This is a genomic window from Paenibacillus sp. sgz302148, assembly GCF_056120465.1.
The window spans coordinates 496,677-522,167 of record NZ_JBVYOJ010000001.1; the positions used below are offsets into that span (position 1 = coordinate 496,677).

Here is a 25,491-nt window from a genome sequence, read left to right on the forward strand (position 1 = left end):
CCCTCCGCTACCCGCCGATTTGCGACATGCGCCGTTCCGTCGGCACATGGCTCTGCTCGCTGCCGGTGAGCTTCTCCGCCATTTCATGGTTTTTCGGCTTAATGTCCATCGCCCGCAGCAGCAAGTTCCTGAGCGCATCATCGTTTCCCAGATGAGGCTTCACGTTCAGCTCGTCAACCCAATAGAGGCATGGCTTCATATTCCCGTCCGCGGTCAGCCGCAGCCGGTTGCATCGCTCGCAGAAGTGGTCGCTGACCGGGTGAATGAGGCCGAACGACCCGGCGCCTCCGATGATTTTCCAGTCCTCCGAAGGCCCGTTGCCCTTCACGTTGTCCATTCGCCGGATCTCGTATCCATGCTCCCGGCATAGTTCGAGAACACGGCTGAGCGGCAAATAATGTTTGCGCCAGTTGTCGTCGGCGTGGCCGATCGGCATATATTCGATAAACCGGACATGCAGCGGACGTTCGACTGCCAGTTGCAGGAAACGGACGATTTCGTCTTCGTTCACGTCCTTGAGCAATACGCAGTTCAGCTTAATGGGATGGAATCCGGCTTCGTCGGCGGCTTGAATGCCGTCGAGCACCTTCTGCAGATCGCCGTTTCTCGCAATGAATCGAAACCTTGCCGGGTCGAGCGTATCCAGGCTGATGTTCACCCGGGTTAACCCAGCCGCCTTAAGGGCAGCCGCTTTCGGAGCGAGGAAAATCCCGTTGGTCGTCAACGCGATGTCGTCGATTCCCGGAATCGCCGCCAAATCGGCGATCAGCTCTTCAATGTTGCGGCGGACGAGCGGCTCGCCGCCGGTAATGCGCAGCTTCGTCACGCCCATCGAAGCGGCGACGCGCACCACCTGCCCGATTTCCTCAAACGTCAACAGCCGGTCCTCCGGCATAAATTCCATGCCTTCCTCAGGCATGCAATACAAGCAGCGAAGATTGCAGCGGTCGGTAACCGAAATCCGCAAATAGTTGTGTATTCGCCCGAATCGATCGATGAGCCCGGACATGCTCGCACCCCCATTCATTATTCCATGAACTATGATGACTACCCGTTACGATCTTATGTTCCTGTCGTATTATCATAACATTTGCGGGGCGATTATGGTATGCTATCTTTGATTGTTAATGGTGAAAAATTCATGATCTAGTGCATGTCGACGATTCGAAAAAGGAGATGTTCATGAACTTATCGATACAACTATTTGCCGGCTTGGCGGAACGGTTCGGCAGCCATGTCCTATCCTTCTCCGATCCGCGTGAGCGACTTACCGTCGGAGAACTCAAGCTTGCGCTTATCGCATTATATCCGCATATGCAGCAGTTGATCGAGCAATCGTTCATAGCGAAAAATCAAGCATATGCCGATGCGGGCGAAACCGTGAATGAAGGTGACGAGCTGGCGCTCATCCCGCCGGTTTCAGGCGGAGACGGAACGTCCGTGGAAAGCGGACTTGCCGCGGCTCGGGAAAGATTCGTCATCACGCATGAACCGTTATCCGTCGAGGATGTGACGGCGAAGGTAAACTCGCGCGATCACGGCGCAACGCTTGCTTTTGTCGGAACGACGCGCGAGTACACGTTAGGACAGCGTACCGTCCTGCTGGAATATGAGGCTTATGTGCCGATGGCTTTGCGAACGCTCGCGCAAATCGGCGACGAAATTCAAGAGCGCTGGCCGGGCGCCGACTGCGCCATCTCGCATCGGCTTGGACGAGTGAACGTCGGGGAAACCAGCGTCATCATCGCCGTTTCCACCCCGCATCGAAGCGATTGCTACGACGCCAGCCGGTATGCGATCGAGCGATTGAAGCAAATCGTACCGATTTGGAAAAAAGAAGTTTGGGAAGACGGCTCGGAATGGAAAGGACATCAGCTTGGTCCCTGGGATCCGACGACGTCGATGGAATAAGGAGTGGGCGTGACAATGGAAGAACTGCGGAACAATCAAGCGGAACGTGAAATCGAGCAACAAATCGAGCAACAATCCGATAGCAAGCCGATAGAGGATGACGCCGGCGCAAAGGCCATTGCGGATCGCGACCGCTATTCGCGGCAAATCCTGTTCGCCCCAATCGGCGAATCGGGACAGCAGCGATTGAATCGCGCCAAAGTCGCCATCGTAGGAATGGGCGCTCTCGGCACCGTACTCTCCAACCATATGGCGCGGGCCGGTGTCGGCTACATCCGCCTCATCGACCGTGACTTTGTTGAAGCGAGCAATTTGCAGCGGCAAATGCTGTACGACGAGACGGACGCCCGGATGAGCGCTCCCAAGGCCGTCGCTGCGGCAACCCGGCTTGCGGCGGCCAATTCGGCCGTCGAGATCGAGCCGCACGTCGTCGATTTGAATGCGTACAATGCCGAGGAGCTGTTGACGGGCGTTGATCTTATTCTGGACGGCTCCGACAACTTCGCCGTACGTTTCCTTGTGAACGATGTCAGCGTAAAGCATCGGGTGCCCTGGATTTACGGCGGGGCCGTCAGCTCGCGCGGCGTGTCGATGACGGTCATTCCCGGCGAAACGCCGTGTTTGCGCTGCATGTTCGGCGGTGCGCCCGCGCCCGGCACGACCGAAACCTGCGACACAGCCGGAGTGATCGGGCCGATCATTCATATGGTAGCATCCTATCAAGCGACGGAAGCATTGAAGCTGCTGGTCGGCGATCGGGACAAGCTAAGCCGGAAGATGGTCCATTTGGATTTATGGCATAACCACCACAGCGCAGTCGACGTGACAAAAGCACGCAAAGCCGATTGCCCCGCCTGCGGCCATCGTCGCTTCGAATACCTCGAAGCCGAGCACGGCGAAGAGATGATCGCCGCGTTATGCGGGCGCGATTCCGTGCAGATCCAGCCGGTGCATGCGATGAAGATCGATTTGAACAAGTGGGCCGACAAACTGGCCCCGCTCGGCCGAGTCGAGCGGAACCCTTTTTTGCTTAAGCTGCACCTGGATGAAACTCGGCGAATCGTCTTATTCCCCGACGGACGGACGCTCGTTCAAGGAGTTAACGATCCGGTCGCCGCCAAAAGTTTATACAGCCGCTATATCGGCATGTAGTCCTAACGCTGTCCAACACGGGCAGCGTTTTTGAAACTTATAGTTCCTTTGTCGGGTTATCTAGTTATATAGACTTAAGACCTAAGTTTGATTTTTATCCAAATTGCCCCTTAATCTATCTGGATATAGCAAATATAGGACATGAATTGTATTGTCAAATCGCGGTATTTATTGTTATATTGATTCCAGTGAATGCATTAATATGCGTAAAGGATGGTACGAATAGGAATGAGGGTATATATAACCGAATTATTACCTGGAGATCGTTTAACTACGGATACGTTTAATGGTTATGGCCTTCACGTCTTGTCCAAGGGAACGCTGCTCAATTCCGAGGAAATCTCGTTGCTGCTGCGCCATCAAATCGAATACGTGGATATAGAGCCCCGTCAAACGAAACCGTCCGATACAACATCTAATGAGAGCGCATACAATAAACAAATCGCGGAAACCGTAGCGCCGCTGTTCAATGAAGCCGTCTTCGGCATGAAACTGTTGTTCGAGCAAGCCGCGGAATCCGGCAAAATCAACGAGCAATACGCGGACGAAACGTTCAAGCCTTTGGCGGAAAACCTGCTGCAAGTCAAAGACGCCGTCTCCCTGCTGCTGACGCTTGAGGGAAACGACGATTATACGTACCAGCATTGCGTTCAGGTCGGCATCCTCTCCTACTTCATCGCCAAGTGGAAAGGGATGGACGAAGAACAAGCCGTACTCGCCGGCAAAGCGGGGTATTTGCATGATATCGGCAAATGCCGGATCAGCAAATCCATCCTATATAAACCCGGGAAGCTGACCCCTCAAGAATTTGAGGAGGTAAAAAAACATACGGTGTACGGCTACGACATCATTGAGCAATCGATCGGCTCTCGCGATCTTGCCTTGGTCGCCCTGCTGCATCACGAGCGCTGCGACGGGTCGGGTTACCCGCGCAAGCTAACCGGGGATCAAATCCATCCGCTAGCCAAAATCGTCGCCGTAGCCGACGTCTACAGCGCGATGATCTCGAATCGCGTGTATCAAGAGAAGCGAGATTTGCTCTACGTGCTGAAGGAACTGCACCGATTGAGCTTCACCGAGCTGGATCCCGAAACGACCCATACGTTCATTCAGCATATGATCCCGAACTTCATAGGCAAGCAAGTTAAACTGAAGTCGGGGGAGAGCGGAACCATCGTCATGACGAACCCCGTTGATTTTTTCCGTCCGCTTGTACAGATGGAAGATACATTCGTCGATTTGTCCGCGAACAGCCATCTGGAGATCGCTTCGATCTCGATGTGAGAACATCGGTCACAGTACATACAAAAACCAGGCTCCGCATCGCGGAACCTGGTTTTTTCACTGAACACCCACTATTAACCGATCGAACCTTCCATCTCGAACTTGATGAGACGGTTCATCTCGACCGCATATTCCATCGGCAGCTCTTTCGTGAACGGCTCGATGAAGCCCATGACGATCATTTGCGTCGCTTCCGCTTCGCTCAGACCGCGGCTCATCAGATAGAACAGCTGATCCTCGGATACTTTCGAAACCGTCGCTTCATGCTCAAGCGTAATGTTATCGTTCAAAATCTCATTATATGGAATCGTATCCGACGTCGATTCGTTATCCAAAATGAGCGTATCGCATTTTACGTTCGCCTTCGAGCCTTGCGAATTGCGTCCGAATGAAGCGAGTCCGCGGTACGTTACTTTGCCGCCGTGCTTACTGATCGACTTCGACACGATCGTCGACGTCGTATCCGGCGCAAGGTGAATCATCTTCGCCCCTGCGTCCTGGTGCTGACCGCGTCCGGCTACGGCGATGGACAATACCATGCCTTTCGCGCCGCGGCCTTTGAGCACAACCGCCGGATATTTCATCGTCAGCTTGGAGCCGATGTTGCCGTCTACCCACTCCATCGTTGCGTTTTCTTCGGCCACCGCACGTTTCGTAACGAGGTTGTAAATGTTCGGCGCCCAGTTCTGAATCGTCGTATAACGGACGCGCGCGTTTTTCTTGACGATGATTTCAACGACCGCGCTGTGCAGCGAGTTCGTGCTGTAGATCGGAGCCGTACAGCCTTCGACGTAATGTACGAAGCTGTCTTCGTCGGCAATGATTAGCGTACGCTCGAATTGGCCCATATTTTCCGAGTTGATCCGGAAATAAGCTTGCAGCGGAATTTCGCATTTGACGCCTTTTGGCACATAGATGAAGCTGCCGCCGGACCATACCGCACTGTTCAGCGCCGCGAATTTGTTGTCGTTCGGAGGAATGACGGTACCGAAATACTCTTTGAAAATTTCCGGATGCTCGCGGAGCGCCGTATCGGTATCGGTGAAGATAACGCCTTGCTCCTCCAGATCTTTCTGCATGCTGTGGTATACGACCTCAGACTCGTATTGTGCCGAAACGCCGGCAAGGAACTTCTGCTCCGCTTCCGGAATTCCGAGCTTGTCGAACGTTTCTTTAATTTCCGCGGGAACTTCCTCCCACGTTTTGCCTTGCTTCTCGGACGGTTTGACGTAATATTGAATGTCGTCGAAGTCCAGATCGTCCATGTTGCCGCCCCAACGCGGCATTTGCATTTTATTGAACTGTTCCAGCGATTTGAGACGGAAATCAAGCATCCACTCCGGCTCGCCTTTCATTTCCGAAATGGCTTTGACAATTTCCGCCGACAAACCTTTACCCGACTTGAACACGGCTTCATGCTCGTCGCGGAACCCGTATTTGTACTCTTCGAGCTCAGGCATTTTTTTGGCCATCGTACTTACCTCCTATATTTCATTGGGGCGCTTCCCGCTCCCCTTCCTAACGCTTAACCCTTTACGCTTTGTCTTGTTCTACGCCCTTGCGCAATGCGTTCCACGCGAGCGTCGCACATTTGATGCGGGCCGGGAATTTGCTTACGCCAGACAACGCTTCGATATCTTCATATTCCTCAAACTCGACAGGCTCGCCTTTGACCAGCGCCGAAAATTTCTCGGCCATCGCAAGCGCCTGCCCAATCGTTTTGCCTTTGACCGCATCGGTCATCATCGATGCCGAGGACATGCTGATTGAGCAGCCTTCCCCGGTGAACTTCGCCGACTTGACGACATCGTCCTCAACGATCAGCTGCAGCGATATTTTGTCGCCGCAGGTCGGGTTGTTCAAATCGATGGTCACCGCCCCGTCCTCGAAACGTCCGCGGTTGCGGGGGTTTTTATAATGATCCATTATGACGCGTCGGTATAAGTCATCCAGCTGCATAACCAAAGTACTCCTTTGCTTTTACTAACGCTTGGACGAAACGATCGACATCTTCTTCGGTGTTGTACAAGTAAAAGCTTGCGCGCGCCGTGGCCGACTGCTCGAGCCATCGCATGAGCGGTTGGCAGCAATGATGCCCCGCACGGATGGCGACGCCTTCGGAGTCGAGCACCGTCGCTACGTCGTGCGGATGGACGTCGCCCAGGTTAAACGTCACGAGCCCGGCACGATCCTGGCTTGGACCATAGATGGTAAGCCCGTCGATCCGCGACATCTTTTCCATAGCATATGCAGTTATGCGCTGCTCATGCTCGTGAATCACGTCCATGCCGACCTCTTGCAGGAAGTCGATCGCTGCGCCGAGTCCGACCGCGCCGGCAATGATCGGCGTGCCGCCCTCGAACCGCGCCGGGACTTCCTTCCATGTCGAATCGTACAAGCCGACATGGTCGATCATTTCGCCGCCGAACTCGATCGGCTCCATGTTGTCCAGCAGCTTCTTCTTCCCGTACAAAGCGCCGATTCCGGTAGGACCGCACATCTTATGGCCGGATAAAGCGTAGAAATCGCAATCCAGGTCCTGTACGTCGACCTTCAGGTGCGGCGTGCTTTGCGCGCCGTCCACGACGATGACCGCGCCGTGCCTGTGGGCGATTTCGGCCACTTGCTTGATCGGGTTCACGACGCCAAGCACGTTGGACACGTACGTCATCGTGACGATTTTCGTCCGATCGGTAATCGTCTTCTCCACGTCGGCAAGATCGATCGTGCCGTCCTTTTGCAATGGAATATATTTCAGCGTGGCGCCGGTCGCTTTCGCGACCTGCTGCCACGGAATGAGATTGCTGTGATGCTCCATCGGCGTCAGAACGATTTCATCGCCTTCCTTGCACACCGAACGGCCGTAGCTCGAAGCGACCAAGTTGATTGCCGTCGTCGTACCGCGCGTAAAGACGATTTCCTCCGCCTGCTTCGCACCGATGAAGCGAGCGACTTTCTCGCGTGCGCCTTCGTAAGCATCGGTAGCCCTGGACCCGAGGGTATGGACGCCGCGGTGCACGTTGGCGTTGTCGTTCTCGTAATACCGGCTGATCGCCTGGATGACGCTGACCGGCTTTTGCGATGAAGCGGCGCTGTCGAGATAGACTAACGGATGCCCGTTGATTTCCTGATTCAATATCGGAAACAGCTTACGAATTTGCGCTATATTCATTGTCCTAACTTCCTTTCCACGACGGCTTGCAGTTGTCCCTGCACGCTGGCCAGCGGAATTTCGGATACGACCGGCGCTAGGAAGCCGTAGATGATGAGGCGTTCGGCATCCGCTTTAGGCACGCCGCGCGACATCAGGTAATACACTTGCTCCGGATTTACTTGTCCAACGCTGGCTGCATGTCCCGCCGTAACGTCGTCTTCGTCGATGAGCAGAATCGGGTTGGCGTCACCGCGCGCTTTCGGGCTGAGCATCAGCACTTTTTCCGTTTGCTCGCCGTTTGCCTTGGTTGCGCCGTGCTCGATTTTCGTAATACCGTTGATAATCGACTGTGCCGAGTCACGCATAACGGCGCGGGTAATCATCTGGCTGTCGGAGCTGCGTCCGAAATGAACGGCGCGGGTCGTAATGTTCAGGTTCTGCTCCCCGGTGCCTACGGCGATGATTTTCGCGTCCGATGATGAGCCGTTGCCTTTCAGAATCGATACCGTATCGGACATCGAATCGCCGTGGTTCATCTCGCCGACGACCCACTCTATGCTGCCGTCGTTCTCGACGATTGCGCGGCGGTAGTTCAAATCGGTGACGGCTTCGCCCATGTTATGCACGGATGCATATTGCACCTTCGCACCGGCTTTGACGAACACTTCAACGACGCCGTTGTGAACAAGCTTCGCGTCGCCTTGCGTGCCGGCCGACACGTAGTTGTCGACATAAACGATGCGGCTGTTCGATTCGGCAACGATCAGCACGTGTGGCGCGAACGTCGCTTGCGCGTCGTCCGTCAGGAAGATCGCCTGCAGCGGCGTATCGATCTCGACGTTCTTCGGCACGTACAGGAATACCCCGCCGTTCCACAATGCTGCATGTAATGCCGTCAGACGGTTTTCGTCCTTCGTCACGGCTTGCATGAAATACTTCTGAACCAGATCGGCATGATCCTTAGCAGCCGTTTCCAGATCGGTGAAGATGACGCCTTTCTCAGCCAACTCAGCCGATAACTTGGCGTACACGACGCCGGAATTGCGCTGTACGAGCAGATTGCTGCCGTCTAGACCTTCTTGCAGCAGGCTTGTGATCGACTCTGGAAGCTCCGCGATCGAACCAACCTGCGCAGGTTGTTTATGGGAACCGTAGGAACCGATGTTCCAACGTTCGATTTTCATTTTTTCGAGTTTCGGCAATTCCAGTTGACCGGCCAGTTCCAGCGCTTCCAAGCGGAGCGCGGACATCCATGAAGCTTCGTTGCGGTTTGCGGAGATGGATGCTACGGTATCGCGGTCAACGGGAAGAATCGTTTGTGTGCTCATCGTTTCGTTTTCCTCCTGTATTCGCTCTTAAACTTCTTGACCTACCGTTTCGTCGACAATGCCAAGCTCCTCTTTCACCCAATCGTAGCCTTCGTTTTCCAGACGCTCTGCCAGCTCAGGTCCGCCGGATTTCACGATACGTCCTTGCATCATGACGTGTACGAAGTCCGGTTTAATATAGTTCAGCAAACGCTGATAGTGGGTAATGATCAAGAATCCGCGCTCTTCGCTGCGCATGCTGTTAACGCCTGCGGCAACGATTTTCAATGCGTCGATGTCAAGACCGGAGTCGATCTCGTCCAAAATAACGATCTTCGGATCCAGCAGCATCATTTGCAGGATTTCGTTGCGCTTCTTCTCCCCGCCGGAGAAGCCTTCGTTCAGGTAACGATGCGCGAACTCAGGGTTCATCTCGAGCTCTTTCATTTTGCCTTCCATCTGGCGAATGAACTTGATCAGCGAAATTTCGTTGCCTTCGCCGCGGCGCGCGTTGATCGCGCTGCGCAGGAAGTCGGAGTTCGTCACGCCGGCAATTTCGCTCGGATATTGCATCGCCAGGAACAGGCCAGCGCGGGCGCGCTCGTCCACTTCCATTTCAAGCACGTCTTCGCCGTTCAGCGATACGCTTCCGTCCGTAATTTCATATTTAGGATGCCCCATGAGCGCCGATGCAAGCGTACTTTTGCCCGTGCCGTTCGGACCCATGATCGCATGAACTTCTCCGCCTTTCATGTCAAGATTGATGCCTTTCAGGATCTCTTTGCCTTCGATCGTCGCTTTTAAGCCTTCGATCACGAAACGAGTTGCATTTGACATAATCTAATGTTCCCTCCGTCTATATCTTTGTATTGAGCTTCGTCAGAATATCTATTTGGTAAAAATAATTCTAAACTGATTCTCAATGATTCTCACTATAACAATCATATTATAAATGTCGGATCAAATCAATAAAGGTCGGCCCACACGGGCAAAAATAAATGACCTGACCTTCATTTGAGGTCAAGTCATCCGTTGTGGAAGCGGCATTTATCGGCCGAGCGCCTCATGAATGCGCCTGCGGGCGGCGGCAAATTGCTCATCGCTCAGCACGGGAGACGCCTCGAACGTTCCGCTCCCTTCCTCGATGCGCAGCCAGGACTTGCAGCCGACATATTCCGGCAGGATCGACACGGTGAGAGGCTGCTGCAGCTTATACACGCGCAAAATCACGACATGGAGCGGATTTTTCCGTTTCCATTTCAATCGCTCTTCGGCGAAATGATCGGTCCAGATGTGAAGACCTCGCAGCAGATTCAGCTGTTCCTGGTCGACGATCTCGATGTCCTCTACAGCTTCCGCATACGCAGTGAGCTTTACGCTCGTATCTTCAGGAGACCAGCCCGCCAGCGTTTCGTCCACCAGACCCGCATTCTCTTCCTTTAATAGCTCTTTCCGCTGGTGCTCGTAAGTCGGATATAAATAAAACGATCGGCTTTTCAGCTGAAAATCGCGGGTTTCCTCTACGATGCCGCCTTTGCGCATAATGAGAATCTGTTTGCCCTCTTGCAGTGCGGAAATCGCGGAGGCCCATTCCTTCAAAGCGATCGGTTGCATCTCCATCGTCTTGTTCATGCCGTCGAAACGCCCCTCCCTAATATTCATGGTGCTAGTGCTATTATATAGGGTGCGGCGTCCGACACTCAAGCTTCGACAAAAGAGGCAAGCATCCAAATATGTTTGTCCAGCGTCGTTCGGATCGCGAGCAGCATGTCCGACGTCGTGTCGTCCCCGGCCGCTTCAGCCGCGTCCATGCCTTGCTTCAGCTCGCCCGTCATGGTCGTGAAATCGCTGGCGATCGCTTTCACCATCGCGTCTGCATTTTCCGACCCGCTTGCTTCCTTTACGGAGGAGAGACGCAAATACTCGGCCATCGTCGCCGTCGGTTTGCCTTTGATCGCGAGCACCCGCTCCGCCAGCTCGTCGATATGAAGCGCGGCTTCATTATACAGTTCTTCGAATTTCAGGTGCAGCGTAAAAAACTGATTGCCTTTTACGTACCAGTGATAATTGTGAAGTTTCGTATACAGGACGCTCCAGTTCGCGATTTGTTTGTTCAATACGTCCTGCACCGTCATTGCAGCAGTTGCCGTTGCCATGGAATCAACCATCCTTTATCATTCGTAGTCGCGATCATGCCGCTTCTCCTTAGATTGGCTGCTTCCCCCGACAATTATGCCATAAATAAAACACTAGCTATTCCAACCGGGTAAATTATAATTTATACTTAGGAAAAAATATGTTTTTGGAGGTTGAGAAGCTTGTCCTATCACGCATTAACCGAGGCCGAAGCGATAGACATCGCCAAAGGGCTCGACATTTTCCCACCAGGCGCCAATCTAGCTTGCCGTGAGATCGGCGACGGCAATTTAAATCTAGTTTTTCATATAAGCGACCCTTCTGCGAATACAAGCATTATCATGAAGCAAGCTTTGCCCTATGCCAAAGTCGTCGGCGAATCTTGGCCGCTCACGCTCGACCGCGCCCGCATCGAAAGCGAAGCGTTGATGCTCGAGGAGTCTCTCTGCCCGGATCTCGTTCCGCACGTATATAAATATGACGCCGAGCTCGCCCTGACGATCATGCAGGACTTAAGCGACCATGTCATCATGCGCCGCGGCTTGATCGAACGGAACAAATACCCGCTGTTCTCCGGACATATCGGACGGTTCCTGGCGAACACGCTGTTCTTCACTTCCGATCTCGGGATGAATCAGCAGGAGAAGAAACTTCGCGTCAAGCAGTTCATCAATCCCGAATTGTGCAAAATCACCGAAGAGCTCATTTTCGACGATCCGTACCGGGACGCCGAAACGAACAGCTTCGATCCTTCCATTCGCGACGCTGTCGAAACGCTGTGGAACGATCAAGAGCTTCACTTGGAAGTGGCTCACCTGCGGGAGAAATTCCTGACGCATGCGCAAGCGCTGCTGCACGGCGACCTGCATACGGGAAGCATCTTCGTCACGGCTGAATCGACGAAAGTGATCGATCCCGAGTTTGCCTATTACGGACCGATGGGCTTCGATATCGGAGCGGTCATCGCCAACCTGCTGCTGAACTTCACCGCTCAGGAAGGCTGGAGCCGCGATGAAGCGGACAAGCAGGATTACCGGGCGTATCTGATCCAAACCGTCCGCGAAGTCTGGACGAACTTCGAAAGCAATTTCCGCGCGCTGTGGAACGACAAGCTCGTTGACCGGATGGCCGGGACGCCGGGGTATCAAGACAGCTACTTGAACCGCGTGCTGCAGGATACGATCGGTTTTGCCGGATGCAAAATGGTTCGCCGCGTGCACGGTCTCGCCCATGTCGCCGACATCGACAAAATCGAAGATGCGGCCGGCCGCGAACAGGCGCAGCGGCTCGCGCTCCGAATCGGAACCGCGCTAATCAAATTGAATCGCCGCGCATCGTCGATCGAAGAAGCGATTGCGATCGCCGAAACGGCAGCCAAAGGAGTGTAGCGAATCCATGAGCCAACATCATACGCAACAAGACCCGACCCAAGCAGCGAATGGAGAAGCGAATCCAACCGCAAACTGGCTTCAATCCGTCCGTTGGGGCGACAATCAACTCGATCTGCTCGATCAGCGCCTGCTGCCGGAACAAATCTTATATTTGCCGCTTCAAACGTCCGAAGACGTGTGGGAAGCGATACGTCATCTGAAGGTGCGGGGAGCTCCGGCGATCGGCATTGCCGCAGCTTTTGGCGTATACCTCGGCATTCGCGACTATACGCCTGGCGAAGGAGACCTCGCAACGCAGCTTGCGCTGCTGGATGCCGAAGTAAACCGCCATGCCGCTTATTTGGCCACTTCCCGCCCGACGGCCGTCAATCTGTTCTGGGCGCTGGACCGGATGAAGCAGCGTGCGGAGTACCTCGCGGAGAGCGGCGAATGCCCTTCCGTCGAGCATATGAAGCAAGCGCTGCTCGACGAGGCGAAGCAGATTCAAGCCGAAGACGAAGAAACGTGCCGCCTCATCGGCGAACACGCCCTGTCGCTGCTTGATGACAACACCGGCGTCCTGACGCACTGCAATGCAGGCGGACTGGCTACCGCCCGGTACGGCACGGCGCTTGCGCCGATCTACCTTGCCAAGGAGCGCGGCATGAATATCCGCGTTTTCGCCGATGAAACCCGTCCGGTGCTGCAAGGAGCGCGGCTGACCGCGTTCGAGCTGCAGCAAGCCGGCGTCGACGTCACGCTCATCTGCGACAACATGGCCGGCATGGTCATGAGCAAAGGATGGGTTCAGGCTGTCATCGTAGGTACGGACCGGGTCGCTGCGAACGGCGACGTCGCCAACAAGATCGGCACCTATAGCGTCGCCGTACTGGCCAAAGCACACGGCATCCCGGTATATGTCGCATGCCCGCTGTCGACGATCGACCTGAACACGCCGACCGGAGCGGAGATTCCGATCGAGGAACGCCACGAAGACGAAATTACGCAAGGCTTCGGCAAACGGACGGCACCGGAAGGCATCAAGGTATTCAACCCGGCGTTCGACGTGACGCCGAATGAATACGTGTCGGCGATCGTCACGGAGAAAGGCGTCGTATACCCGCCTTACCATATCAACTTGCCTAAGCTGTTCGAGCAAGGATAAACAACGGCGCATAACGTTACCTGCGGTCCATGAAAACGATAACCCACCGTACGGCTGGAATTTTCGCCTTGACGGTGGGTTATTCATGCTCTTCCCGAAAGAAGGTACATCGGTTCTTTCCTGTCCGTTTCGACCGGTACAAGGCTCGATCGGCTTGGCTGATCAGCTCTTTCAGCTCCGATGCGCCGGATCCCGGTAAACTGACGCCGATCGAGATCGTCACTTTGCTGCTTGGCTGGGTTTGACCCTCATGGAGTACGCTCGATTCGATCGCGGTTCGGATATCGTCCAGAATCGATTGAACGACGGACGGATCCCCGGTTGAAAAGATCGCAACGAATTCTTCGCCGCCGTATCTTGCAATGAACCCTTGCTCCGTGATCCGGCTTTTGAATATGTGCGAAATGCTGCGCAGCAGGTTATCCCCTGCTTGATGTCCAAAGGAGTCATTGTAGAGCTTGAAGTTGTCGAGATCCAGCATGGCGACATAAGCAGCCGGATTGGTCTCCAGGATCTGCTTGGCATTATCTTTGAAGCTTCGGTAGTTAGGCAGTCTCGTTAATGAATCATGAGTCGAAAGATGCAGCAAATCTTGCGCTTGAAGATAGGTCCGGTTATCGTCATTCACGATCAAAGTCATGGCAATAACAGCTAACATGAAGAAGATCAGGCGGTATAGTTCGATGAGCAAGAAATCTTCCGTCGACAGCGGCGTGAACAGACCGTCTAATAGCGCGTTCAGTGTAACGGATACGATCAAAACGGAGACAATGTGCCCCATCGAAATGTTATGGTAGGGGAATCGCTCTTTTTTGGCTGTATTGCATATCGATGCGACAAACCAATAGAGAACCAAGCCAAAAAGTATGCCTTGCCAAGCGGTACTCCCGCCTAGATAAAGACGATATGCTGCGGGAAATAGCAGAGCTACCGCCCCTGCTTTCCAACCATACCGGTATGAGACGAAAAAGACAGGCACGCAGCGCAAATCAAACGGCATGCCGTCGATTTTGACCGTTTGCAGCATAACCGCCCAAGACGTAATGCCGTACATGGCCGGAATCATATAATCAAATCGCTTCATATACGCGAGGATTGCTTTTTTAATCTTGATTGCAACGAACATGACAGACACAATCAGGGTCATGTTATGTAAGAAAGAACAAAATAAATCCATCTGCTGACCCCTTTTCCTCATGACCATTTGCAGTAGGGGAATCGTATTCGCGCTTTTCCGACAAACGTCGACAAATGTTCTGAATTAAACATATATTAGAAATTTGCACAAGTCAACGACAAAAAAGCCGGTCCCCTTCATATAACTAACCTTTTACGTTAGGTATATGCCGGATGTCGGCCCTTTCGGAACAATAGGCTTACATCATTTTGATAATGGCGTCTTTCCCCGTCATCCCGGGCAAGATTCCCAGCGCTTCTGCGCCATAGGTGACGGATTCCAGCGGCGCGTTCAGCAAATCTTCGTAGGTTCGGACTCCCGTTGCCCTTCCCGCAACGATGTTGCGATCCTTAAGCCTTTCGTTTAACAGCTGAACATCCAATGCGCCGCACATAATATAGCCTTTGTCGGTCGAGATAATGACGAGCGTCGTCTTCGGAAGCTTCACTTCGATACCGACGGCTTGATGTCCGTCCACCGTGATCGGATCCAAACGAACCATTGATGAACACCTCCACATTCATTCCGTTAACACTATATGTACAATGGCCTCGTTTGGTTTTCATGCATCCGAAATTTGCATGGACTTTATTAAAAGCTAGGTTTACAGCTTCAGATAAAATAGTGGTATAATTATAGTAATTTAGTTCTAATGATTAGGCTGGAGGAACTATGAATAACAATAACGTCCCAGAGCGTAGGGGTTTCTTATTTAATGTCGACATCTTGATCGAGTCGCCAACGAATAAAGCTGCAATGGAAAAACTGATGAGATTGATGAACAACGAGGATGTTATTGATTTCAAAGTACATCGAGGCATGAACCTAGGAACGATCATTGAGGAAATGCTGAAGGAAAAGACCGAAAAAGAAATTCCAGCCGATACTGCCGCCAAACCCTCCGCAAAACGGAGCACCGCGGAAACGGCCAAATCCGAGCAAGCGAAGGAAAAACTGTCCAAACCGACTATCACGCAATCGATGCTCGATTCCATCAAGACGCTGATCGCAAACAACACGCTCATTCGATTGTATATTAATAAAGGCAAAGGCGGTAAAGTCAGCATTCCTTGCCGCGTGTTGAATTTTGACATGGACAGCGAAGTGATGACCGTATACCATGTCGATGAGAAAAGCGTGTACGCATTCAATATTTACGAAATCGACGACTTTACGATCAGTTAAGATGACGGTTGAACCGAAGCGAACGAGCAACAAGCCTCCAGCCCGATTGGGCCGGAGGCTTGTTTTCTTCGGTTTCAACGCGATTCCGCAGGTTTTGAGATGCGGCGTTCCCGGATCAACACAATGGAAATGACCGTAAGGGATACAAATACCAATGTCATCGGAATGACGAATATGGAAGGATCATACCCTTCGACGAAAAGCGGAAGCAAATATCCGATTAATGATGCCGTTAGCGAAATGAACACGTACAGACTCGCGCCGAATCCGGTTCGGCTTGCGAACATCCGCTGCACATAGCCCATCGCCACCCCGTACAGGATGGATACGAAGAAAGAATAAACCGGCTGAATGAGGAAAAAAACAATCAGCGGCGAGCGAAGAGCATAAGCCGAATAAGCGATAAAGGCGCCGATCCCTCCGAGGAGAATGATTTTCCTGCTGCCGTATTTTGCGGCCCAATATCCGGCGATGGTCATAAATAATAGCTCGAATACCGCTTGGGCGCTCCAGATGTACGACATATATTCCGGTTTGCCGAATAAGGATTTCACGACTAGGGGCAAATACAATCCGCGGATCGCATCGGCACAAGCCAGCAACAGAAGCGCAATGAGCATGATGAAGGAAAAAGGCTCGCCCGCCCCCGAACCGGCCGGCTTCTTCTCGTCGATTCGTTCCCGATACAATAACAGCAGCAGAATTAACATCGCATATCCTGCAAAATTGCCCCACAATACGCCTTGGAACGTTGCGATCAAATACAAATTCGCTCCAAGCAGCAAGCCGCAAAAAAATCCTACACTGTATCCGGCGCGCAGCCAGATTTGCGCCATCTCTACAATATCGCCGGCGAGCCGGGCGAAATGGCTCCGCGACATGGCGAACAGCTGCCCCATGATTAAGCCGGACGGCGCACTCACGATACACATGCCGATCAGCGCCAGCACGTAGTTATCTGCTCGCATGTAGATCAACAAGCCGACTAGACACAACGAGGCGGCTGTAATCGCCAGTTTCTTCTTGCTGCGAAGCTTATCGCTGAGAAGTCCGACCGTAATCGTCGTTCCCATGTTAAGCAGAAGCGATACTACGAATATCGAAACGACTTCTCCTTTCGACAAGCCGATGCTCTCGCTCAAATAAATGGCGTTCATCGGAGCCAAAATGCCCATGCCGATTCCATAGCAAAATAAAGTAAACAGCATTTTGCCTGCGCCTTCGACCTGCAAAAAACGTTTTATGTCCGCAACAACTTGCATGCTCATCCTGCCCCAATCCTCATGATCTAGCAAATTCCAACAAAGTGTATCTCACTTCTTTTCCGTTGTCCAGCAAAAAAAAACGGCTTTTCAATCAAAAATAGCCCTCCGCGCCGCACGGAAATCAGACATGAATCCGGAAGCGCAAGGGCTAATTCTTGAGCGAATTTGCTGTGATCTATATGTAATAATGGCTGTCGTTATGTAAGGTCAACTGTTCTTGAAAGGTGGAGCTATCATCCCGGGATCGTTCCAGCAATCCTTCCAGCTTCTCGCTGGATACCGGGGGGCTGTAATAATAGCCTTGCATGTTATCGCATTTGTGGCTTCTTAAGAATGAGTATTGCTCTTCCGTCTCTACGCCTTCGGCCACGACATGCAGCCGCAACTTGTGCGCCATTGCGATAATTGCCGCAACGATCGCCGCATCGTTCGGATCATTTGATATGTCGCGGACAAACGAACGGTCGATTTTTAAATTGTTGATCGGGAAGTTTTTCAAATAATGAAACGAGCTGTATCCCGTGCCGAAGTCGTCTATGCTGATGCCGACCCCGAGCTCCGTCAGCTCGCGAAGCGATTCCGAAGCATGGTGGACATCCATCGTCATGCTCTCGGTAATCTCAAGCTCCAAATACCGTGCGTTAAGCCCGGTTTCTTCGAGCACTTGTGCAACAACTCCGGTCAAATTCTGCAATTGGAACTGTCGCATCGAAAGATTCACCGAGATCGGAAAATGCGGAAACCCCGCATCCTGCCAAGCTTTGTTCTGCCGGCAAGCTTGCCGCAACGCCCATTCGCCGATCGGAACGATGAGTCCGCATTCTTCGGCAAGCGGTATGAATTCGGCAGGCGATACGATGCCGCGGTCAGGATGGTTCCAGCGAATCAACGCCTCGGCGCCGACAATGCTTCCCGTCTTCAAATTCACTTGCGGCTGATAGACAAGCATGAATTCATCCCGCCGCAAGGCGCGTCGCAGCTCCGTCTCCATCTTCAGACGCTCCAGCGGCGTTCCGTTCATGGCCGGGGCGAACATTTGGTAATTGTTCTTCCCTTGCTCCTTGGCTTTCGACAAGGCCAGGTTGGCTTGCCGAAACAATAATTGTGCGTTATTGTCCCCCTGTCCGGGCGTTTGTATGGAAATGCCGACGCTCGCCGTCACGTACAGCGGATAGTTCTGCAGCATAAACGGCTGCTCGAACGAATCCAGCAGCTGCTTCGCTTTCCGCTCGACATCGGCCATCGTGGATAATCCGGCAAAATAAAAGGCGAATTCATCGCCTTCCATCCGGGCGACCACATCCCGCTCCGCGACGCAATGCGTCAGCCGCTCGGCAACCTGCAGCAGCAGCATATCCCCGACTTCATGGCCGAAGGAGTCGTTCACGAGCTTGTACCGGTCGATATCCATAAAAAATACGGCGATACGCTCCCCTTCAGCATCCATGGAGGCGAGCTGCTCCGTCAGCAAATCGGTGAACATTCTCCGGTTCGGCAGACCGGTCATATCGTCGTAATAGGCCATATGCCGGACCCGTTCGACCGTTCGTTTACGTTCCGTAATATCTTGGCTCATGAGGATAACCCCGGTTGTCTCTTCGCCTACAACGATTGGCACGACGTTCGTTTCCAGGTCAACCCGGTATCCGTCTTTATGTATAAATGCCGTTTCGAAATGCTGCGGCTCTCCGAGCAATGCACGTTTCACGGAGCTAAGCGTTTGCCTTAGATCGTTCTTGTTAATGAAACGATAAAAACGTTTATTGATTAATTGCGCAGGCGTATATCCCGTAATGTCGCTAGTCACGTTGTTTATTCGGCGGAAATAACCGTAACGATCGACGAGCGCGATGGAAATCGGATTATGCTCGAACAACGAATGAAACATTTGCTCCAGCTCTTGGTTTCCGTAAGTAATGCCGCGATTGTCCACATCCAACTTCCTTCCTGCAGCAACTAAGAAGTATTGCCAACACTTTCTATTATAGTAGAAAGATCTGCCTATGACACCTATTTTTTATCGAAAAACATGAAGTCGTGTTGATTCGAGTCGAATGACGGCGAGCTCAGAGCAAATAACCGCTTCCATCGAGGAAGCGGCTGTCATTGCCATACTTTTTGTTACAAGAATAAGCTTATTTCTTCTTGCGCATGGCTGCCAAGGCGACCAGCAGCCAGCCCGCGAGGAATGCGACGCCGCCGAACGGCGTAATGATGCCAAGCTGCTTCACGTCGGTTACCGCAAGCAAATATAAGCTTCCCGAGAACAGAATCGTTCCGATCAAGAGCAATCTGCCGGCCCACAACACCTTGTTGTTGTCGCCGAGCTTATCGACCATCAAGGCGATGAGCAGAATGCCGAGCGCATGCGACATATGGTACGTCACGCCGGTATTATATACCTTCAGCATATCGTCCGTAATTTTGCCTTGCAGGCCATGCGCGCCAAAAGCACCCAAGGCTACCGCGATCAAGGCGCTGATGGCGCCAATTGCGATGTAACGGTTTTGCAATAAAATCGACTCCTTGTTCCTATTTATAATTGTCTGGCATATACCTTAATCATAGCCGATCGATCAAACCATTGCCAACGAACAATCTCGTACAATTTTCAGATCGTTATTGCATTTTCACCCCATCTGTTGGAAAATATATCTCATAGGTTAACCGATATCAACCGATTATCACACGATTAAAAAGGAGATGCTCATGTATCAACAATACAACCCGAACCAGGACGGCTTTTCACAATACCCGCAGCAACCTCCGGAGTATCTGAAGCATTCCGGTCTCGGTATTGCCTCGTTCGTCATTTCGCTTGTTTGCCTGCTGTCCATTATCTTTTTCGTCATCGTTGCCGTTGGTTCCGTCATTTCGCTCGCCGACGTGTACGATGGGGGCGTGCTGGACTCGAGCACCATCATGGATAAAGCACCGATGCTCGTCGTTTCCTCGTTCATTATTCTCGCCACGATGTTCGTGAACCTTGTCGGGCTTATTCTTGGCATCATCGGTCTTGTTATGAAAAACCGTAAAAAAGTGTTTGCCATTATCGGTACCATCTTGAACGGTCTTGTCGTAGGCGGTGTTCTGCTGCTATCCGTCATCGGCGCGATGATCCAATCCTAATCCTGTTTTCACTTTATTTAAAAAATGGTCTCCCCTTCCTAGTCCGGAAGGGGTTTTGTTTTCACATAAGCTATTAAAAATTGAATATATTGATTAACAACAATGCATTACAGCTCCAATATGATACAATTTACAGCGAGGAGGGGTATGTATGAATGATCCGTTGTTTATCGTCTCCAAGGAAGATTGGTCTTTGCACCGCAAAGGATATCAGGACCAGTCCCGGCATCAGCAAAAGGTACGCGAGGCGATCAAGCAGAATCTTCCCGACCTGGTGACGGAAGAAAGCATCGTCATGTCCGACGGCAAGCAGATCATCAAAGTTCCGATCCGCAGCCTCGATGAATATCGGTTCGTATACAATTTCAACAAAAGCAAGCATGTCGGTCAAGGCGACGGCGACAGCCAGGTCGGCGATGTGCTTGGCGTCGATCCTTCCGCCTCGCCCGGCAAAGGAGAGGGCGCCGGCGATCAGGCCGGCGAAGACTACGTCGAAGCGGAGATCAGCATTGCCGAGCTGGAATCGATGCTGTTCGAGGAGCTGGAATTGCCTTTTCTGAAAGATAAAGACAAGGACCAGCTGGAAACGAAAGAAATTCAATTTAACGATATCCGCAAAAAAGGGATCATGTCCAACATCGACAAGAAGCGGACGATCCTTGAAAATTTACGGCGCAACTCGACTTCCGGCACCCCCGGCATCCACCATATCAGCCCGGACGACCTGCGATACAAAACATGGGATGAGGTCGTGAAGCCGCATTCCAATGCGGTCATCATCGCCATGATGGATACCTCCGGCTCCTTGGGCGTTGCATAATTAACTAATGTATGGTTTTACCACGACCACTTTCGAAAAGCCCACTGCGCTACTAATAACAAGATCCCTAGTGCTACATTGAGCCATCCGAGAAAACGGGCTATACTTTTTTCCTTCATCATTTTTGCCGACTCATAACCTCTTACATCCAACCGCAAAATTAAAAACCCGGTCACCAACCATAAGGGTATGACGTAACCGATATAACCTGTGAATCCTCCAAAAGACATGACGTATAGGCCCCCTCAAGTTTTCCGAATCTTCCTGCACGTTATTTTGCTTTCATACCGACTCGGCGAATATGCGCATCTACATCAATATCGACTGAAATGTCTTTGTACATTTCCTGCCATCGTTCTTTCGTTTTGATATGTCGGTTCCAATATTGCGATTGTTTTGCCCGTACATATTCGCCGAAACCGAAAATATCGGATTGTTTCTCCTGTGTTTGTTTTATTAAGCCTTTATACAGTTTATAGATCGATTGCTCTTCTTCCTTTTCGAGTTTTTTTAGGATGTCGGAACTATTTATGGAAACTTGCTCATTCATTTTTTCTTCCAAATTGAGCTCAATCCTGACGGAAACCGTAATATGCGGAGAACCTTTTTTGATTCGAGCCTCAATTTTTGATTCCCGATGCGTTGCGTACACAGCCACAGTCCCTCCCCCATCCACTTTGAGCATCGCCCGATACCCTGCGGGATTGATCCCCTTAATCCCCAAGTAACCCGCGATTTCAAGCGGCTTTGTTACACCTACCATTTTGTCACCTTTAAAATAAGCCAGTCCTTTGATTTCAATATTTTGTTCTTTCATGATTTGCACATAAGGAAGAAATCCTTCCTGCCCTTTCTTCGAAGAATTGCTCCAGAACATGCCGACATAATCGGTTGGAAGTTTGCCTATCTTGACAGCGTCATCCAATGTTGACATCAGATATAGCGTAGGGACGCGTTCCAATTTTGGCGCAGCCTTCATTAATTGAATAGCAGGTCCTTTCGAAATCATCATCCAGGCCATTCTTCGCACTTCCGGATTGCGGCGAAAGAAATCGTTCAAATTTTGCAATCCATTTCGGGCCACCGCTTCGGATACAACGATTACACGCAAATGCCCGTAGAAGAGTCTTCCCGAGATCTGCTGGTCCAAATTCATAAGCGCATCATCGATCGTGTGACCTACCACCTCGATGACCCAAACGGTTTGTTCCGCTCCCTTGTTTCCTCCTCCCCCTCCCCCGCTTTCCCCAGGTCCGAGCGGAATCCTCCCTGGAAGAGCGATCTGCACGGCGACGCGAATCAATTCTTTACGCGGTGTAGGAAATTTTCCGCGAAGGTGTGTAACCTCGCCCTCTTGCTTTTCGGCTCCCGGGCCCGCCTTGTCAATTGAAACCCCTAAAACGACGGCACGATCTTCGATTTCGAGACGATCCCAGCATCCTGTTAACAGCGGAAACACGATGAGAATGAGACATAGTTTAATCCGTCGGTTTACACTCATCACGATCCCCTCTTTTCTTGCGAAAAATCGCGATCAATAATAACATACCCGGATAAGCGATCGTAATCATAAGCCCAACGCGGCCAACGTTTTGAATGATTTCGTACATATGCATGATGTTTTGAGGGAACATTGCCATGATAAAAACAACCGGAAGAATGAAAAAAGAAAATATCCTATGGTCGCGTAAGCGAAACAATTTGCTCGCCGAGTGAATTGCCAGAAAATAACTGGAGAAAAGGGTGGTAAATACGGCGGTCACCCATACGGCAAGAAAGGCTGCATCCAAACGTTCTAAAATATTTGCAGGCAAGGAGGTCGCCTTGGCTAACTCCAGTGTCGGCCAGAGCAAGAGCTTGATCTCTTCGGCACCGAATACGCTGACTGTCGCCGCGACAATCGTAACGTACAGCCCACCTGCGATCACCATTCCCCATATACAAGCCTTCATCGCCTTCTCCGGTCGACGCATGGCTGGAATAACTGCAGTCACAATGAAGGACCCTTGAAATAAGGCCGCAACCGTAACGGCCCCCTTCAGCATCCCCCCAGGGTTGTTACCCCAAATCGGCTGAAGATTAATCACTTCGGCATTTTTCAACGACAATGCGACGATCAATAATCCAGGTCCCAGGAGAAGAGGAGTATAGAAATAATGAATGTAAGCGAAAGTTGTAATGTCATTTCGTGTCGAGATGGCTGCCAAAAGCAGCATGACAATAACGGTGACTTCCACAGGGGTCCTTGTAAGAACCGATGTAATGACTACTTCGCCAAATTCTCGTGCGGTAAGAGATGTCAACACGGCGAAGAAGGCGATAATGAACACACTTCCGATTCGAGCAAACCATTTTCCTATAATATCCTCGCTGTATTGAATGAAGGATTTAGTCGGAAAACGCATACTGAGCACAGTAATCACCGCGAGTCCCACAAAAGCAAATAATACGCCAAGCAGCGTGACAAGAGGTGCGCCCGAATCGGCTGCCCGAACGGCAAAAAGAGGGAGAGGAAGTACGCCGACGCCAATAATGGTGCTGACAAGAATGAAAGTTGCTTGAAATACGGTAATTTGACGGGGATGCTCCATGATTTAACTCTCCTCCTTACAGCACGTTGTCCGGCGGTTCCTTAAGTTGTTCCGTCATACTGTCGTCCAATCTAGTCTTGTCTTGAGTATGTAGGGACGCAGGTCTGTTTTTCATCAACCATAACGGCCCGCGTATGAGCAAATCTTTCATTCCTTTAAAGCTTCCGGGGACAAGGGGACTCAAGTAAGGGACGCCGAACGATTTTAACGAAAGAAGATGATTCACGATGAGGATCAATCCGATCATTATGCCATAAAGGCCAAAAATTCCAGCCATAATAATGAGCGGAAATCGCAGGAGCCGCAGGGCCAACGCAGCATTGTAGGCTGGAGTTGCGAATGAACCGATTGTTGTAAGCGCGATAATGACAATGGTGATAGGGCTTGCGAAGCCTGCAGCCACAGCTGCTTGTCCGATAACGAGTACGCCAACGATGGATAAAGCGCCACCGACCTGTTGAGGCAAACGGATCGTCGCTTCTCGTAATATCTCCATGGATATTTCTATGACCAGCACTTCGATGATGGCTGGAAAAGGAACACCTGCCCGCCCCCCGGCTACGGCTACGGCAAATTCGGTCGGAATCAACTCCGGATTGAAGGAAATAATCGCAACATATAGGGCCGGGAAGACTAACGAGAAGATTAAGGCTACAAACCTTGCCAGACGAATGGCACTCATCAGGAGAAATCTTTCCGTATAGTCCTCGACAGTTTGATAAAACTGTGCAAAAATCGTGGGTACGATTAAGGCAAACGGCGAACCGTCAACCAGTATGGCAACCCTCCCCTCCAACAAGTTAGCGGCGACTTTATCAGGTCGCTCCGTATATTGAACTTGCGGAAATGGGGATAGATGATGATCCTCAATAAATTGCTCCAGATAACCCGAATCCAACACCGCATCGATATCGATGTTACGAAGACGTTTATTTACTTCCTGTACGAGTTCCGGGTTTGCAATGCCTTCCAAATAACAGACCGCAACTTTCGATTTGGCTCTGCGGCCGAGTTGCATGGTTTGTACACGAAGATCCGTGGTTTGCAATCGATAACGGATCAGGGCGATATTCGTACCCAAAAGTTCGATGAAACCGTCGCGCGGCCCCCGAATCACCTGTTCGGTTGCCGGTTGATCGATTGCCCGCTTCTCTATATTGCGCGTACCGATCAGAAAAGCTTCTTCCATGCCCTCTACCGCTATGACAGTCTCTCCGCGCAGCAAGCCCTCTACCAATGCCGCAAACCGGCTCTCCAATCCTCCTTCGCTGTGATACAGCGTGTCGTAGAGCAGGACATCTTTTAATTGACGGTATTCAATGTTATTTCCATCCAAACGATGAGGCACATTCATGAACGGTTTTAAAATATCGGTGTTAATTATAGCTTGATCGATCATATTGGAATAATAAAACATGACTGCCGGATACTTTCCGAATACGTGGAAGCGACGCATCGCAAAGTCGTCATTCATGCCTAATAAGCGCTGGAAATAATCGATCGTATGTTCCAAATTGCCGTTTATTCTTTCGTCCCCGTGTTGTTCCCATATTTGATCAGGCACTCTGGCAGTCGCCTGTTTGTTTGATTTTTTGAGCCATTTTAAAAACATCATAGGATCACGTCCGATCGTAAGCACTGGGATGTTGAATTACTGGTTAGCTAGTTGCTTTCATTCTTGACATTTATGATGTGGATTAATCAAGGTTTGCACAACGACACAATCCTCATCGAATAGGTATGTTTTTTAAAAAAACTGATCATTTTCATCTCGGCATTTTGATCTATATGACACAAACGTGCAACTCAACAGTTGCTTATTCTTGACAAGCAACCGTAGAGTTG

General features: G+C 51.4%; 24 protein-coding genes and 1 pseudogene. 8 read left to right on the forward strand and 17 right to left on the reverse strand.

The annotated features are described in order from the left end of the window. Nucleotides 1-7: 7 nt before the first annotated feature. Complete coding sequence (gene moaA, locus AC0LWM_RS02370; RefSeq protein ID WP_474673290.1) at nt 8-1,009, reverse strand: GTP 3',8-cyclase MoaA; 1,002 nt, start codon at nt 1,007-1,009, stop codon at nt 8-10. Between the two features lie 173 nt (nt 1,010-1,182). Between moaA and AC0LWM_RS02375 the strand changes: the two genes are divergently transcribed. The 3 genes from AC0LWM_RS02375 (at nt 1,183) to AC0LWM_RS02385 (ending at nt 4,347) form a co-directional block, all read left to right on the forward strand. Further along, nucleotides 1,183-1,911 (forward strand): molybdenum cofactor biosynthesis protein, encoded by a 729-nt coding sequence (locus AC0LWM_RS02375; protein WP_474673291.1) that lies wholly within the window; start codon nt 1,183-1,185, stop codon nt 1,909-1,911. 15 nt (nt 1,912-1,926) lie between these two features. Beyond that, on the forward strand, nt 1,927-3,063 hold the full coding sequence (locus tag AC0LWM_RS02380) for a ThiF family adenylyltransferase (RefSeq protein ID WP_474673292.1): 1,137 nt from the start codon (nt 1,927-1,929) through the stop codon (nt 3,061-3,063). Nucleotides 3,064-3,291: 228 nt separating this feature from the next. Then, nucleotides 3,292-4,347 (forward strand): HD-GYP domain-containing protein, encoded by a 1,056-nt coding sequence (locus AC0LWM_RS02385; protein WP_474673293.1) that lies wholly within the window; start codon nt 3,292-3,294, stop codon nt 4,345-4,347. Between the two features lie 74 nt (nt 4,348-4,421). Here AC0LWM_RS02385 and sufB read toward each other — a convergent pair whose 3' ends face one another. The 7 genes from sufB to AC0LWM_RS02420 all read right to left on the reverse strand — a co-directional run bounded on the left by sufB (nt 4,422) and on the right by AC0LWM_RS02420 (nt 10,964). After that, nucleotides 4,422-5,819 (reverse strand): Fe-S cluster assembly protein SufB, encoded by a 1,398-nt coding sequence (gene sufB / locus AC0LWM_RS02390; RefSeq protein WP_474673294.1) that lies wholly within the window; start codon nt 5,817-5,819, stop codon nt 4,422-4,424. Between the two features lie 61 nt (nt 5,820-5,880). Then, nucleotides 5,881-6,306 carry a Fe-S cluster assembly sulfur transfer protein SufU gene (gene sufU / locus AC0LWM_RS02395; RefSeq protein ID WP_474673295.1) on the reverse strand — a complete coding sequence of 142 codons (426 nt, stop codon included), beginning with the start codon at nt 6,304-6,306 and terminating at the stop codon, nt 5,881-5,883. Then, complete coding sequence (locus AC0LWM_RS02400) at nt 6,293-7,519, reverse strand: cysteine desulfurase (RefSeq protein WP_474673296.1); 1,227 nt, start codon at nt 7,517-7,519, stop codon at nt 6,293-6,295. Before AC0LWM_RS02400 ends, sufU begins: the two co-directional genes overlap by 14 nt. Further along, complete coding sequence (gene sufD, locus AC0LWM_RS02405; RefSeq protein WP_474673297.1) at nt 7,516-8,829, reverse strand: Fe-S cluster assembly protein SufD; 1,314 nt, start codon at nt 8,827-8,829, stop codon at nt 7,516-7,518. Before sufD ends, AC0LWM_RS02400 begins: the two co-directional genes overlap by 4 nt. A 27-nt stretch (nt 8,830-8,856) precedes the next feature. Beyond that, entirely contained in the window at nt 8,857-9,645 is a 789-nt protein-coding gene (gene sufC, locus AC0LWM_RS02410; protein ID WP_474673298.1) for a Fe-S cluster assembly ATPase SufC, read from the reverse strand. A 210-nt stretch (nt 9,646-9,855) separates the two neighbouring features. Next, entirely contained in the window at nt 9,856-10,440 is a 585-nt protein-coding gene (locus AC0LWM_RS02415; RefSeq protein WP_474673299.1) for a DUF1802 family protein, read from the reverse strand. A gap of 68 nt (nt 10,441-10,508) precedes the next feature. Continuing rightward, complete coding sequence (locus tag AC0LWM_RS02420; RefSeq protein WP_474673300.1) at nt 10,509-10,964, reverse strand: Dps family protein; 456 nt, start codon at nt 10,962-10,964, stop codon at nt 10,509-10,511. A 162-nt stretch (nt 10,965-11,126) separates the two neighbouring features. On the opposite strand from AC0LWM_RS02420, the gene mtnK reads away from it, so the two are divergent. Both mtnK and mtnA read left to right on the forward strand, forming a co-directional pair. After that, on the forward strand, nt 11,127-12,332 hold the full coding sequence (gene mtnK / locus AC0LWM_RS02425; protein ID WP_474673301.1) for an S-methyl-5-thioribose kinase: 1,206 nt from the start codon (nt 11,127-11,129) through the stop codon (nt 12,330-12,332). 7 nt (nt 12,333-12,339) lie between these two features. Next, complete coding sequence (mtnA, locus tag AC0LWM_RS02430; protein ID WP_474673302.1) at nt 12,340-13,479, forward strand: S-methyl-5-thioribose-1-phosphate isomerase; 1,140 nt, start codon at nt 12,340-12,342, stop codon at nt 13,477-13,479. Between the two features lie 79 nt (nt 13,480-13,558). Here mtnA and AC0LWM_RS02435 read toward each other — a convergent pair whose 3' ends face one another. Beyond that, nucleotides 13,559-14,563 (reverse strand): GGDEF domain-containing protein, encoded by a 1,005-nt coding sequence (locus AC0LWM_RS02435; RefSeq protein WP_474673303.1) that lies wholly within the window; start codon nt 14,561-14,563, stop codon nt 13,559-13,561. A 292-nt stretch (nt 14,564-14,855) separates the two neighbouring features. Beyond that, nucleotides 14,856-15,158: a YunC family protein gene (locus AC0LWM_RS02440; RefSeq protein ID WP_474673304.1), complete on the reverse strand. Its 303-nt coding sequence runs from the start codon at nt 15,156-15,158 to the stop codon at nt 14,856-14,858. Between the two features lie 170 nt (nt 15,159-15,328). Here AC0LWM_RS02440 and AC0LWM_RS02445 point away from each other — a divergent pair, with 170 nt between their 5' ends. Continuing rightward, on the forward strand, nt 15,329-15,841 hold the full coding sequence (locus AC0LWM_RS02445) for a hypothetical protein (protein ID WP_474673305.1): 513 nt from the start codon (nt 15,329-15,331) through the stop codon (nt 15,839-15,841). A gap of 74 nt (nt 15,842-15,915) precedes the next feature. Here the strand turns inward: AC0LWM_RS02445 and AC0LWM_RS02450 are convergent, their stop codons facing one another. The 3 genes from AC0LWM_RS02450 to AC0LWM_RS02460 all read right to left on the reverse strand — a co-directional run bounded on the left by AC0LWM_RS02450 (nt 15,916) and on the right by AC0LWM_RS02460 (nt 19,619). Beyond that, a complete protein-coding gene (locus AC0LWM_RS02450; RefSeq protein ID WP_474673306.1) occupies nt 15,916-17,109 on the reverse strand; it encodes an MFS transporter in 1,194 nt (397 codons plus the stop codon). A 172-nt stretch (nt 17,110-17,281) separates the two neighbouring features. After that, on the reverse strand, nt 17,282-19,039 hold the full coding sequence (locus AC0LWM_RS02455) for a putative bifunctional diguanylate cyclase/phosphodiesterase (RefSeq protein WP_474673307.1): 1,758 nt from the start codon (nt 19,037-19,039) through the stop codon (nt 17,282-17,284). Nucleotides 19,040-19,241: 202 nt separating this feature from the next. Next, nucleotides 19,242-19,619 carry a DUF423 domain-containing protein gene (locus AC0LWM_RS02460; protein ID WP_474673308.1) on the reverse strand — a complete coding sequence of 126 codons (378 nt, stop codon included), beginning with the start codon at nt 19,617-19,619 and terminating at the stop codon, nt 19,242-19,244. A 196-nt stretch (nt 19,620-19,815) separates the two neighbouring features. On the opposite strand from AC0LWM_RS02460, the gene AC0LWM_RS02465 reads away from it, so the two are divergent. Continuing rightward, nucleotides 19,816-20,235, forward strand: coding sequence for a hypothetical protein (locus tag AC0LWM_RS02465; protein WP_474673309.1), 420 nt, complete (start codon nt 19,816-19,818; stop codon nt 20,233-20,235). Nucleotides 20,236-20,386: 151 nt separating this feature from the next. After that, nucleotides 20,387-21,046: pseudogene (locus AC0LWM_RS02470) on the forward strand (DUF444 family protein); the annotation flags it as partial. A 26-nt stretch (nt 21,047-21,072) separates the two neighbouring features. Here the strand turns inward: AC0LWM_RS02470 and AC0LWM_RS02475 are convergent. From AC0LWM_RS02475 to AC0LWM_RS02490, 4 genes are read right to left on the reverse strand one after another with little or no spacing between them, the layout of a single operon-like run. Then, a complete protein-coding gene (locus tag AC0LWM_RS02475; RefSeq protein ID WP_474673310.1) occupies nt 21,073-21,285 on the reverse strand; it encodes a CLC_0170 family protein in 213 nt (70 codons plus the stop codon). 41 nt (nt 21,286-21,326) lie between these two features. Beyond that, nucleotides 21,327-22,514, reverse strand: coding sequence for a Ger(x)C family spore germination protein (locus tag AC0LWM_RS02480; protein ID WP_474673311.1), 1,188 nt, complete (start codon nt 22,512-22,514; stop codon nt 21,327-21,329). A gap of 19 nt (nt 22,515-22,533) precedes the next feature. Beyond that, nucleotides 22,534-23,646 (reverse strand): GerAB/ArcD/ProY family transporter, encoded by a 1,113-nt coding sequence (locus tag AC0LWM_RS02485; protein WP_474673312.1) that lies wholly within the window; start codon nt 23,644-23,646, stop codon nt 22,534-22,536. Nucleotides 23,647-23,662: 16 nt separating this feature from the next. After that, the gene (locus tag AC0LWM_RS02490; protein ID WP_474673313.1) at nt 23,663-25,261 is read right to left on the reverse strand and encodes a spore germination protein; all 1,599 of its coding nucleotides are present in this window, start codon (nt 25,259-25,261) and stop codon (nt 23,663-23,665) included. Nucleotides 25,262-25,491: the final 230 nt, after the last annotated feature.

Coding starts and splice junctions, on each gene's coding strand:
- sufD (WP_474673297.1), bottom strand. CDS start 8,829: ATGAGCACACAAACGATTCTTCCCGTTGACCGCGATACCGTAGCATCC.
- moaA (WP_474673290.1), bottom strand. CDS start 1,009: ATGTCCGGGCTCATCGATCGATTCGGGCGAATACACAACTATTTGCGG.
- AC0LWM_RS02385 (WP_474673293.1), top strand. CDS start 3,292: ATGAGGGTATATATAACCGAATTATTACCTGGAGATCGTTTAACTACG.
- AC0LWM_RS02415 (WP_474673299.1), bottom strand. CDS start 10,440: ATGAACAAGACGATGGAGATGCAACCGATCGCTTTGAAGGAATGGGCC.
- AC0LWM_RS02435 (WP_474673303.1), bottom strand. CDS start 14,563: ATGAAGCGATTTGATTATATGATTCCGGCCATGTACGGCATTACGTCT.
- AC0LWM_RS02380 (WP_474673292.1), top strand. CDS start 1,927: ATGGAAGAACTGCGGAACAATCAAGCGGAACGTGAAATCGAGCAACAA.
- AC0LWM_RS02485 (WP_474673312.1), bottom strand. CDS start 23,646: ATGGAGCATCCCCGTCAAATTACCGTATTTCAAGCAACTTTCATTCTT.
- mtnA (WP_474673302.1), top strand. CDS start 12,340: ATGAGCCAACATCATACGCAACAAGACCCGACCCAAGCAGCGAATGGA.
- AC0LWM_RS02465 (WP_474673309.1), top strand. CDS start 19,816: ATGTATCAACAATACAACCCGAACCAGGACGGCTTTTCACAATACCCG.
- AC0LWM_RS02420 (WP_474673300.1), bottom strand. CDS start 10,964: ATGGCAACGGCAACTGCTGCAATGACGGTGCAGGACGTATTGAACAAA.
- AC0LWM_RS02375 (WP_474673291.1), top strand. CDS start 1,183: ATGAACTTATCGATACAACTATTTGCCGGCTTGGCGGAACGGTTCGGC.
- sufC (WP_474673298.1), bottom strand. CDS start 9,645: ATGTCAAATGCAACTCGTTTCGTGATCGAAGGCTTAAAAGCGACGATC.
- AC0LWM_RS02475 (WP_474673310.1), bottom strand. CDS start 21,285: ATGTCTTTTGGAGGATTCACAGGTTATATCGGTTACGTCATACCCTTA.
- AC0LWM_RS02445 (WP_474673305.1), top strand. CDS start 15,329: ATGAATAACAATAACGTCCCAGAGCGTAGGGGTTTCTTATTTAATGTC.
- sufB (WP_474673294.1), bottom strand. CDS start 5,819: ATGGCCAAAAAAATGCCTGAGCTCGAAGAGTACAAATACGGGTTCCGC.
- sufU (WP_474673295.1), bottom strand. CDS start 6,306: ATGCAGCTGGATGACTTATACCGACGCGTCATAATGGATCATTATAAA.
- AC0LWM_RS02440 (WP_474673304.1), bottom strand. CDS start 15,158: ATGGTTCGTTTGGATCCGATCACGGTGGACGGACATCAAGCCGTCGGT.
- AC0LWM_RS02490 (WP_474673313.1), bottom strand. CDS start 25,261: ATGATGTTTTTAAAATGGCTCAAAAAATCAAACAAACAGGCGACTGCC.
- AC0LWM_RS02450 (WP_474673306.1), bottom strand. CDS start 17,109: ATGAGCATGCAAGTTGTTGCGGACATAAAACGTTTTTTGCAGGTCGAA.
- AC0LWM_RS02400 (WP_474673296.1), bottom strand. CDS start 7,519: ATGAATATAGCGCAAATTCGTAAGCTGTTTCCGATATTGAATCAGGAA.